The sequence below is a fragment of the Pseudolactococcus piscium genome (assembly GCF_002441695.1).
In the GTDB taxonomy this organism is placed as follows: domain Bacteria; phylum Bacillota; class Bacilli; order Lactobacillales; family Streptococcaceae; genus Pseudolactococcus; species Pseudolactococcus piscium.
Map to the genome: position 1 here is coordinate 69,513 of NZ_JXJW01000013.1, position 12,405 is coordinate 81,917.

General features: G+C 34.6%; 7 protein-coding genes and 2 pseudogenes. 8 read left to right on the plus strand and 1 reads right to left on the minus strand.

Annotated elements, in window-relative coordinates; genetic code table 11:
• Positions 1-84 precede the first annotated feature (84 nt).
• From RU86_RS07365 to RU86_RS07400, 8 genes and pseudogenes are all read left to right on the plus strand, one after another.
• The gene (locus RU86_RS07365) at positions 85-3,498 is read left to right on the plus strand and encodes a pyruvate carboxylase (protein ID WP_096814750.1); all 3,414 of its coding nucleotides are present in this window, start codon (positions 85-87) and stop codon (positions 3,496-3,498) included.
• A gap of 231 nt (positions 3,499-3,729) precedes the next feature.
• The gene (locus RU86_RS07370) at positions 3,730-4,626 is read left to right on the plus strand and encodes a class II fructose-bisphosphate aldolase (protein ID WP_047915974.1); all 897 of its coding nucleotides are present in this window, start codon (positions 3,730-3,732) and stop codon (positions 4,624-4,626) included.
• 508 nt (positions 4,627-5,134) lie between these two features.
• Positions 5,135-5,356: a hypothetical protein gene (locus RU86_RS07375; protein WP_096814751.1), complete on the plus strand. Its 222-nt coding sequence runs from the start codon at positions 5,135-5,137 to the stop codon at positions 5,354-5,356.
• 211 nt (positions 5,357-5,567) lie between these two features.
• Complete coding sequence (locus tag RU86_RS07380; RefSeq protein ID WP_096814752.1) at positions 5,568-6,758, plus strand: DUF4297 family anti-phage-associated protein; 1,191 nt, start codon at positions 5,568-5,570, stop codon at positions 6,756-6,758.
• 11 nt (positions 6,759-6,769) lie between these two features.
• Positions 6,770-8,404 carry an ATP-binding protein gene (locus tag RU86_RS07385; protein WP_096814753.1) on the plus strand — a complete coding sequence of 545 codons (1,635 nt, stop codon included), beginning with the start codon at positions 6,770-6,772 and terminating at the stop codon, positions 8,402-8,404.
• 288 nt (positions 8,405-8,692) lie between these two features.
• Positions 8,693-9,237 (plus strand): annotated as a pseudogene (locus RU86_RS12335) (LA2681 family HEPN domain-containing protein).
• 88 nt (positions 9,238-9,325) lie between these two features.
• Positions 9,326-10,090, plus strand: a complete 765-nt coding sequence (locus tag RU86_RS07395) for a hypothetical protein (protein ID WP_096814755.1) — start codon at positions 9,326-9,328, stop codon at positions 10,088-10,090.
• Position 10,091: 1 nt separating this feature from the next.
• Positions 10,092-10,841, plus strand: coding sequence for a restriction endonuclease (locus RU86_RS07400; RefSeq protein WP_096814756.1), 750 nt, complete (start codon positions 10,092-10,094; stop codon positions 10,839-10,841).
• A gap of 141 nt (positions 10,842-10,982) precedes the next feature.
• On the opposite strand, the pseudogene RU86_RS07405 reads toward RU86_RS07400, so the two are convergent.
• A pseudogene (locus RU86_RS07405) lies at positions 10,983-11,905 on the minus strand (IS3 family transposase); the annotation flags it as partial.
• Positions 11,906-12,405: the final 500 nt, after the last annotated feature.

Genomic DNA, 12,405 nt, shown 5'->3' on the forward strand with positions numbered 1-12,405 from the left:
TGTGACACTTGATTGCAGAAACAGTTTTAAAAGGAGCCGCTTTAGGCTATCTTTTATTTTTGTAAAAATTGAAAGGTTTTATAAATGAAAAAACTATTAGTTGCTAACCGTGGTGAAATCGCAATCCGTGTTTTCCGTGCCTGTAGTGAGTTGGGTATTTCAACCGTCGCAATTTATGCTAAGGAAGATGAGTATTCTGTTCACCGATTTAAAGCAGATGAAGCCTACATGGTCGGTGAAGGTAAAAAACCGATTGACGCTTACTTGGATAGTGATGATATCGTGCGCATTGCCTTAGAATCAGGTGCAGAAGCGATTCACCCAGGCTATGGCTTGCTATCAGAAAATATTGACTTTGCTCGTAAAGTCGAAGCAGCAGGCTTGATTTTTGTGGGCCCAACCTTACACCATCTGGATATTTTTGGTGACAAAATCAAGGCTAAAGAAGCATCTGTTGCTGCTGGTGTCGGGTCAATCCCAGGTACTGAAGGGCCAGTTGACCTAGAAGGTGCTTTAGACTTCGGTCGTACCTTTGGCTACCCTGTCATGATCAAAGCTGCGCTTGGCGGCGGTGGCCGTGGTATGCGTGTCGCCCATAATGAAGCTGAAGCGCGTGATGGCTATGTACGTGCAGCTTCTGAGGCTAAGTCTGCTTTTGGCTCGGATGAAATTTATGTTGAAAAATACATTACAGATCCGAAACACATCGAAGTACAAATACTCGGTGACTCACATGGTAATGTTGTCCATCTTTATGAGCGTGACTGTTCTGTCCAACGCCGCAATCAAAAAGTGATCGAGGTTGCACCGAGTGTTGGGATGTCAGATGAATTGCGCATGCGTATCTGTGATGCAGCAGTCCAACTCTGTAAACACGTTGGCTATGTCAATGCAGGGACAGTTGAGTTCCTAGTAAAAGATAATGAATTTTACTTTATCGAGGTCAATCCACGTGTTCAGGTGGAACATACAATTACAGAAGCAGTTACTGGTATCGACATCGTTCAGGCACAAATCCTGATTTCTGAAGGTGCAAACCTGCATCAAGATATCAAGATTCCATTACAAGCAGATATGCCTTTATTAGGGTCAGCAATCCAATGTCGGATTACAACAGAAGATCCAGAGAATAATTTCTTACCTGATACTGGGATTATCGACACTTACCGCTCTCCAGGTGGGTTTGGTGTCCGACTAGATGTCGGCAATGCCTATTCTGGTTATGAAGTAACGCCTTACTTTGATAGTCTGTTAGTTAAAGTCATTACGCAAGCAACTGACTTCAGTGCTAGTATCTTAAAAATGGATCGTTGTTTACGTGAGTTCCGAATTCGTGGCGTGAAAACAAATATTCCTTTCTTGAGAAATGTGTTGAATCATCCAGAATTTGTTGCTGGTAACGCAAAAACGACTTTCATCGATAGTACGACTGAGCTGTATAACTTCCCACGCCTACGTGACCGCGGGAATAAAACAATGAAATACGTTGCCAATATCACGGTAAATGGCTTCCCTGGTATCAGTAAGGTTTCTAAACCCTACTTTGATGAAACACGCTATCCAAAAGTTAAAAAGATAGAGACGCTCACAACTAAAAATATCCTAGATAATCAAGGTGCTGATGCTGTTGTGGCCTACGTCAAGTCTCGTAAGGAAGTCTTACTGACAGATACGACACTACGTGATGCCCATCAAAGTCTACTTGCAACACGGATGCGTTTGCAAGATATGAAAAAAGTCGCAAGTTCGATTGATCAAGGCTTACCTAATCTATTTTCATCAGAAATGTGGGGAGGCGCTACATTTGACGTCGCCTACCGTTTCTTAAATGAAAGCCCATGGTATCGCCTACGTGAACTACGTAAGTTGATGCCAAATACTATGTTCCAGATGTTATTCCGCGGCTCTAATGCGGTCGGCTATCAAAATTATCCAGACAACGTGATCGAGGAATTCATTAAAGTTGCAGCGCATGAAGGCATGGATGTCTTTCGTATCTTTGACTCATTAAACTGGTTACCACAGATGGAAAAATCTATCCAAGCAGTCCGTGATACAGGGAAATTGGTTGAAGCAACGATGTGCTATACCGGTGATATCTTAGATAATGACCGTCAAAAATATAATATCAAGTACTATAAAGACTTGGCTAAAGAGCTGCAAGCAACGGGTGCTCATATCTTAGCAATCAAGGATATGGCAGGTATTCTTAAGCCGCAAGCAGCCTATCGCTTGATATCTGAGTTAAAAGAGACGATTGATATTCCACTCCATCTCCATACACATGATACTGCCGGAAATGGCGTGATGATTTATTCTGCAGCCGTCGCTGCAGGCGTTGACATCATCGATGTTGCGGCATCTGCCCTATCATCAGGCACAAGTCAACCAAGTATGACATCAGTTTACTATGCCCTTAAAAATGGCGAGAGGACACCAGAGCTAGACGTTGATAATGCAACGCAGATCAACCATTACTGGGAAGATGTCCGTAAGTTCTATACACCATTTGAAAAAGGCCTTACAAGCCCGCAAACGGAAGTTTACAGCCATGAAATGCCTGGTGGGCAATATACCAACCTTCAGTCACAAGCAGCTGCTGTAGGCCTTGGTTTGCGCTTTGACGAGGTCAAGGTGATGTATCATACAGTTAACATGATGTTTGGTGATATCATCAAAGTCACACCATCTTCTAAAGTTGTTGGTGATATGGCCTTGTTTATGGTTCAAAATGATTTGAGTGAAGATGATATTTATGAAAAGGGAGATACACTTAACTTCCCTGAATCAGTCATCAGCTTTTTTGCAGGTGACCTAGGTCAACCAGTAGGTGGCTTCCCAGAGAAATTGAAAAAGATTATTCTCAAAGATAAGCCATTTTTCACAGATCGTCCAGGCTTACATGCACCAGCTGTTAGTTTTGAGGCTGTCACTGCAGAGTTAACTGAGAAGTTAGGCTATACACCAGGTCGTCATGAAGTCTTGAGTTATATTCTATATCCACAGGTCTTCTTGGACTACCAAAAGATGCAAAATGAATTTGGCAGTGTGACCTTGCTTGATACACCGACTTTCTTTAATGGGATGCGTGTTGGTGAGAAAATTTCAGTTGAGATTGAAAAAGGTAAGACTTTATTAATCCATTTGGATAGTATTTCTGAGCCAGATAATGAAGGCAATAGAACACTCTTCTTTAACCTGAACGGTCAACGACGGGAAGTGGTCATCAAAGACACGTCTGTTAAATCGATGACTGCAGTCAAAGAAAAAGCAGAGCCAAGTAATCGTCATCATATTGGGGCAACGATGCCAGGATCCGTTGTTACCATACTGGTTGAAGCTGATGAGAAAGTTGTTAAGGGGCAACCACTTATGGTAACCGAAGCCATGAAGATGGAAACAACGATTGAGTCGCCAGCTGATGGTGAAATTAAGAAAATCTATGTCAAGGCATCGGAAGCGATTGCGACACAAGATTTATTAATCGAATTGAAATAAAATAAGCTATATATTAAAAACTTGTGCGTTAGCTACTTAGTAGGCGAACAAGTTTTTTTTGTTAAGCATGAGGCTGCTATGCCAATCGTTACAAGGGACAAACGGTGAAAACGATCTTAGATAATTTTTATCCAATAAGATAAAATAAAAATAAGTACAGTAAAAACTAGAATAATGCTTCACAAAGTGGTATAATTAACACGTTAAATAAATTTTGGAGGAAATTAAAAAATGGCAATCGTTTCAGCAGAAAAATTCATTCAAGCCGCTCGTGACAACGGGTACGCAATTGGTGGTTTCAATACAAACAACTTGGAGTGGACTCAAGCTATCTTGCGCGCAGCAGAAGCTAAGAAAACACCAGTACTTATCCAAACTTCTATGGGTGCGGCTAAATACATGGGTGGTTACAAAATGTGTAAATTACTCGTTGAAACTCTTGTAGAATCAATGAACATCACTGTACCTGTATCTATCCACCTTGACCACGGTCATTTCGAAGACGCTTTGGAATGTATCGAAGTTGGTTACTCTTCATTGATGTTTGACGGTTCGCATCTTCCAATCGAAGAAAACCTCAAACTTGCTGAAGAAGTTATCGCTAAAGCACACGCTAAAGGCATTTCAGTTGAGTGTGAAGTTGGCTCTATCGGTGGTGAAGAAGACGGTATCGTTGGTGAAGGCGAACTTGCACCAATCGAAGATGCAGTAGCAATGGCTAAACTTGGCGTTGACTTCCTTGCAGCTGGTATCGGTAACATCCACGGACCTTACCCAGAAAACTGGAAAGGTCTTCACATCGACCACTTGACTAAATTAAACGAAGCGCTTATCGCTGCTATGGGCAAAAATGTACCGATCGTATTACACGGTGGTTCAGGAATCCCTGACGATCAAATCCGCGAAGCAATCGCTAACGGTGTTGCTAAAATCAACGTTAACACTGAGTGTCAACTTGCTTTTGCAAAAGCAACTCGCGAATTCGTAGCAGTATTTAACGCTAACGAAGCTGAATACATGAAGAAAAAAATCTTCGACCCACGTAAATTCTTGAAACCTGGTTTCGATGCAATTACTGCTTCAGTTGAAGAACGTATCGAAGTTTTCGGTTCAGCAAACAAAGCTTAATTAATTTCTGCGAAGCAATCTTAGATTGTGAGCAAACAAAGCATAATTAAGTTTTAAAGTATAAATAAATCAACGTTTGTCACTTGTGGCAGGCGTTTTTTATATTTACATTTTCTACTACTTACAACGTAGTAGAAAGAGCCCATGCTAGATGGATTTTAAATATCTTATGCAAAGTATATAAAGAGAAAATATGGTAGCTATTTTAAAATGTAGACGAAATGAAAACTAAAATAAAAAAGTATTGGATCAATGCTTAGAGTAATTCTTATTGTAGTTATATCAGGTGATGCTTATTTTTATCAATCAAAAATTGATCATGATAAAAAAGAAAACTGGAACGTGATAAAGCTCACCATAAACTAGAAATAAGTACTGATGAATCTGTTGAGTTAGTTTATAATAGCAGAAAACAGAAAAAGACTTCAGACGAATCTGGTGATTCAAGTGAATGCAACGCTTTTTACTATATTAAAAAAAGTTTTATGATGAGAGGAGATGATTCATAATGATATATTTTAATGATCCAGTTGGAGATGGTGCACAAGCCTCAACGGACATCTCTGTTTCGGAAATCCCCTCATCATTTGATGTGAAATATCAAGAAAAAGATAGTACAGGAACTGGTATGTATAGAGATATCAAAAATTTAGATGGTCAAGTTCAGGTTGTCAATTTTGTTGAAAAAAAAATTGATACTGATAGAATGGAGTATATTAGTTTGCCATAAAAAAGTAATGGAGTAGTCTGCTATACTTGGTGTAGTAGGTTTTTTACGTTGAATGGTTCGTACATGTCTTTTAGTAAACATCGTACAAATATCAATTAATATGATAAAATTAAGTTAAATGTTTGCGCTATCAAAATTAGATGTTATATTTTGGGGCTAAATCAAAGGGTAAAAATAAAACCTAATAATTTATTTTGGAAGAGGTGTTTAAATGACAGATAGAACAGCCATCAATACTATAAAAGGGTACTTTTACCAGTTTGATTATTATATTTTGCAGATATTAAAATGTGAAAATGAAGAGGATATTGTGATTATAGAAGGTATTGAAGATGTAGATATACGTACAGCATCTGAAGAAACTGCTGTTCAATGTAAATATTATGCTGGGACAGAGTATAACCATTCAATCCTAAAGGATCCTATAATCTGGATGATTAAACATTTTAAAGATAATCAGTCCAATAATTATAAATACAAGATTTACGGTCATTATCAGAGTGGACAAGAGAAGTTAGAAAGAATAATTGATGTTGAATTTTTAAAAAAAATGTTTTTAACAAGAAAAAAAGATAAAATAAAGTATGAAATATATAAAGAATTAAAATTATCAGATGAACAACTAAGTATATTTTTACAACGATTAACTGTTAATATTAAAGCTCCTGAGTATGACGTACAAAATAAAGAGATATTTGAAGAAATTAAGAAAATTTTTGCCTGTGATGATTCGGATGCTGAGTTTTATTATAATAATGCTTTGAGATTAACTAAAGAAAAATCGATGAATGCACAAATTGAGGATCGAAAAATTAGTAAGAAAGACTTTTTGCATAACATTTCAAATAAACAGGAGTTATTTAATAATTGGTATCTAGAATTTATAGGTAGAGATAAGTTTCTTAAACTCATGAAAAAAAAATATTTTAGTGAATTTAACTTATCACCAAATACTAGATTCATACTTGTTGAGTGTGGTCACAAAACGAATAACTTAGCTTTGAAACAGATGATTATTAATATCTCTAGTAAACTTAGTAGAATATCTAAAAGAGAAAAAGACTCCTTTTGTCCGTATATCTATCTTTATGGAATTGATGAAAATAAATTAATACAAGTAAAACAAATGCTTAGGGCAGATGGTGTTAATTTTATTGATGGATTCAATTTTAAAGGTGCTGATTTTGATTTGGAATCTATATTGATAGACTCTGACTGTCATAATCAAATAAAAATGAAAATAATAAACGATGTAGATGATATTGAAAATATATTAAATAGAACAACCAATACTAGAAAAATTTTTCAATTTTATATTAATGAACCTTTCTATAGTTGTTCTTTACACGAACATAATAAAATACCAATTAAATCCGTCAGTGACATATTAGAAATTATATAGGTGAAGAGAAAATGGCAGAGAGAGAAATTAATGCTGAGGTAATTGCAGTATTTCCTGATAAGGTAAGAGTTTCCGTTGATGATTTAGAAAATTTTCAAATTGTTGATGAGAAATTGAAGGTTGGATCATATTTAAGAATTGCTGATACAGAAGCTGCGGTATTAATTGCAATTATTGAAAATTTCACAATAGAAGTTAGCGACATTCCGAAAAGAAAATACATCATAGAAGCAAAACCACTTGGAATGATTAGAGAGGGTAAGTTTGAACGTGGTGGAGATACTATCGCTATTCCTCCAAAATCAGTTGAACCAGCCCGGCAGGAAGAAATTCAAAAAATATTTGATGAATCTCTCGAAGCGAAAGAAAAATTTACATTTTCAAAACTAGCTACAAATCAAAACATATCGGTACCAGTTAATGGGAATAAATTTTTTAACAAGCATATAGCGGTAATCGGCTCAACAGGTTCAGGGAAGTCTCATTCTGTTGCCAAAATAATTCAGGAAGCAGTAAAGGCTAAAGATAGAGAATATGATGGTTTGAATAATTCACATATTATTATTTTTGATATACATTCAGAATATAAGACAGCTTTTCCAGAAGCTAACATGATTGATGTTTCAAACTTAACTTTGCCATACTGGCTCTTAAGCAGTGATGAACTTCAGGAGCTTTTTTTGGATACAGAAGGTAGTGATCATAATCAGAGAAATATTTTTAAAAAATCGATAATTGATAGTAAAAAAAATAATTGTAGGGATGAAAAGAGTAGGGAAACCCTTCATTTTGGTTCGCCAGTATTTTTTGAAATCAAAGATGTATTGACTATGGCAGAAGATAAGAATAAGGAGATGGTACCTGGAGCTAGCAAACCGAAGGCAGGACCACTTAATGGAAAACTTTCAAATTATATTAGTAGGTTAGAGAGTAAAATAAACGATAAAAGATTAGAATTTTTATTAGGAGATAGGGCTAAAAAAACCAGTTTTGAAGATGTAATATCACAGTTGTTAGGATATGGTGGTGATAAATCGAATGTTACGATTCTTGATTTGAGTGGTGTTCCTTTTGAGGTGTTAAGTATAACAGTGTCTTTAGTATCTCGTATCATGTTTGAATACGGATATTATTATAAACGACTTCGGCTAGATAATAACCCTAATGAATCTTGTAATAATGATGTCCCTTTACTACTAGTTTACGAGGAAGCTCATAAATATGTTCCTAACAGTGATTTAGCTAAGTATAGGGCTTCACGGCAATCAATTGAACGGATTGCGAAAGAGGGTAGGAAATATGGAATATCTCTGTTGCTAGCTAGCCAACGACCTTCGGAAATATCAGAAACGATTTTTTCACAATGTAGTAATTTTATGGCACTCAGGTTGACCAATCCTAGTGATCAAAATTATGTGAAACGATTACTTCCAGATACTCTAGGAGGATTAGTGGATAAAATTCCTTCATTACGTTCAGGAGAGTGTTTGCTTATAGGAGATGCAGTAACATTACCCTCAGTAGTTCAGATAGACCGATGTGACTTGGAACCGTCATCAAATGATATTTCTTATTTTGAACTTTGGAAGCAAGCATGGGTTGATTTAGATATTCAAGAAATCAAAAAAACTTGGCTGGATAATTGATTTTGTTGCAGGATAAATATTGGCAAACTACTGTGAGTAATATTTAGAACTATTGAAAAATTTTTAAATAGAAGTATTCGAAACATAACTTTTATTTCTCAGTCTTAGAAATATTGTGTATCCTTATTTGTGAGGTGGAAAATTCAGAAAAACGAGAATATTTAAACAATGTTAGATATTGGAAGTGTTGTTCAGCAAGGGTTATGATGTTTGAAAGAATATACAGCTTAACATTTTTCAGATAAACATGTTAAGCTTGTAAATATACTAGATTATTCTGATTATGGACTGGGTATAGAACGAATGAAAGCTTCCTTTAGAGGTTGTTATTCAGTTTTTGATAGAATAGACTATTTTTTGAATGATTATTATAATTTAGGTCTTAATGACAATGAAGTTGATTTTGGAAAAATTTTGAATGAGAAAAACACTAGAAAATTAAGAGAAACATTTCAAAAAATCTGATACTTAGGGCACTATTTTGGATGAAGAAGGATTTATCTCCTAAACCAATTAAAGATTTTAGCGAATTTTTAGATCTAATATTAAATAGAGCATATGTTTTGAGAAATACTATAGAATATACATGTTTGAAGATTGTAAATGATATATTTATTTTAAATGACGAAGAATTGACAGATCTTTTAGATACTATCATATCTATGTCTTCTTTTCAGAAAATATCTCTTTATTTATTGAAAACTTGTCGAGAGTTAATTATTTTACTCTATTTAGCCATAATTGCAGAGGAGAGTAACAAACAGAGGAATCTAGAGGGGGAAATTCTTCCTTCGTTTTTGCTGTCTGAATTTGATGATGATGGGAAGGTTTAATATGTCTAAAAGAAAAAGAAGAAGTCAATTTGCTCTTTATGAACAATAGTTGTTTTGAATTGTAAGGTAACGAGGTAAAAAATAAATTATGGTAGAAAATCCTGGATTATTAAAAAATATAGCTTCTTCATATAGAAGTCGATTCAACACTGAAAATTTGATTTCTCCAAGGTTATTTGAAAATTATAATATACAGGGAAAAAAGATGTTACATACTGTTGATATATATCTTGAATTTAGACAAATGAATAATAGAGAAATAACTATTATGAAAACGATTCCTGAAAGAAAATTAATAGAGAATGATATTTGGGAGTTTTACACGGTACTACAAGATCTAAAGTTTAAAGCGAAAGGAATTATATATTACGAAGAGTGCAATATTTCGAAACGACTAATTGAACAGGCAAATAACTGTAGTATTGAACTTAAAGAATTTGACTTGATGGATGCAATTCGGAAAAGTCTTGTGAAAGCTATACAAGTGATGTTACCTGATGATAATATTATAGGAGACCCTTTCTGGATTTTAATGGAAGTATCTAAACAAAGGGAAGTTGAAAAAACAAATGGAAATTATATTCAATTTGAAAATAAAATCCCTCTTTTTCTTTCTAAAAGACAAGCAAAACAGGTTTGTGATACAAGGAATAAAGTGAATGATTTAAAAGCACAAGTTTTTGGACTTTCTCAGACTCAATTAAAATCCTTGGTAAAAATATTGGAAGCGCAAGAATATACGGCTCAACTTGGAATAGTTCTCCCGGAATTTGAACAACCGAATGATGGACAAGTTGCCCTTTATGATATTGATTCAAAAAAAATACTAGAATATTACTATCGGGAGAATTGATATGAAAAAAAGCTCAAAAGACAAGGGTGATGAGTTTGAAATAATTATAGAAAATTTATATAAATTGATTTCTGAGAATGAACGAATTAACGCGAAGATTGAAAGAGATGTGCATTTAATTGGTGATGATGGAACAGATAATCAATTCGATATAATATATGAATATGAGCATTTTGGTACAAATTATAGAGTAGCAATAGAGTGTAAAAATTGGAAATATCCTATAAATGTTGCTAGTCTTAGAGATTTTTCATATAAGCTGGAACATGTGGGGAATATTAATGGTATATTTATTTCGGCAGAAAGCGAGTTCCAATATGGCGGGAAGAAAGTTGCGATATGGCAAGGAATTAGTTTACTTAAATATAACGAATTCAATCGTTTTATAAGTGGTCAAAATGAAGACTATCTTTCACCTGATTATAATACAATAGGAGACCCCTTCTGGATGATGATGGATAAGGGAGGAAAAAATTTGCTAAAACAAAATTCTCATTTGAATTGTATTTATATTTTTGAAAGTAAATATTTTGCGAATGACTTTTATAAAAGGTATTTAGGAAATAATAGTAATTTTAAAGTGGTAGGTGTATCTCAAAAGCACCTCAAAGAAATATGTTATTTGGTGCAAAAAAATAAAATTAATCTAAAAATGTATAATGCAATTGCGAGAGGATATGATGAACAAAAATTTCATTTTTGGGATCTGAATGAGAAAGATTTGTTGACCTACATACGTGAGTGGAATTAGTTCTTTTACAATATTTCATCTAGAATATTTAAGAAATATTGGCAAAAAATTTTGGTAGTCTTAAGTTTGAAAAGCAATAGAAAGAGGGGATGAAAGATGTGACATACGTCAAGTTCTTAGAGTACGAATAGTATAAATTCTCTTAAATTGGTAAGTCCATTCTCTCTTTAAATGTCCATGCCATGATCCTCAAGTAACGTTTGACATTCATTGCTTGTATATTGACTTCCCTGATCAGAATGCAAGATAATTGAGCTCGTCTCTCCTTGAGACGCAATAGCTTTCTTCAAGGTACGTTGGACTAACTTAACAGTCATATGTTTGTCTAAATCCCAAGTAATAATTTGTTTAGTATAGCGGTCCATAATGGTTGAGAGGTAGCACCAGCCTTTGCTAATTGAGATATAAGTAATGTCAGTTGACCAGACCTGTTCTTCGCTATAGGTTCAGTTAACACCATATTTTGACGGTCAATGGTGTCCCCTGAAGTATCTGTTGGTTTAAATTTTTTAGTAACGATAGACTTCAAAGAGAGCTCCTTCATCAATTTTTGAACACGTTTTATGCCAATTTTTTCTCCCTACTTAAGTAAACAGTTGATGAATTTTAGGTGCACCATAGATAGCTCGATTCTCTTTGAATAGCTGACTAATCTTCAAGGATAACTCTTGACGTCTCAATTGGGTTTTAGACGGGGATGATTGATTCGTTTATAATAACTTAACTCTGGAACACCAAGTAATTGACAACTTAATCTGATATTGAGTGCTAAAATTTGTATTGTTTGCGTCATATCCACAGCACTCAATTCTTTTTCTCTGCGAATATGGTCAATACTTTTGTAAGATATCTTGTTCCTCTTTAACCTGTGCTAGCTGTCTTTTTAATTCAAGATAGTCAGATTTTGATATTGAGTTGTCATTAGACTTTGAATAGCGGTCAATCCATTTATAGATGGTTGCAGGAAATATACCATATTCTTTAGCTAGATGAGCTACTGATTGACCTGTTTGGTATAAGTCAACAATTGTTTCTTTAAAATCTTTTGAGTATCGTTTTTGCATCATTTCTTCCTTCTGTATAAATTATACAATATCGCCTCTAAGATTTTAGGATACCATCAATGTTTAAACATGGAACGCAATGGGTTCGAGCGGATTTTCACTTACACACTAGAAAAGATAAAGAGATTCAAAAGAAAGTTGTAGACATTATGGAGGGAGAGAGACATTTACAAAAAGAACCGAAATTTACAGTCTTTGGAAGTAACGGGGGGGGGGGTTAAAAGTCTAATAAAAGAGGAATAGAAAATAATCACTTGTACTTAAATTTTAATCTGTCACAAGTAGATTCTTGCCACTTTATTGTGAGTGATATTGAGAAGCATTAAAAATTTCTAGAGTAGAATTATGCGATAAAATAGCTCATGTTTATTACTTTAAGAAATATTGAGTATCTTCATTTGTGAGATGCTAAATTCAGCAAATAAAGCTTAATTAAATCAACGTTTGTCAATTGTGGCAGGCGTTTTTTTAGGCTCTTTGTCAAATTGTGTGGGAAATAG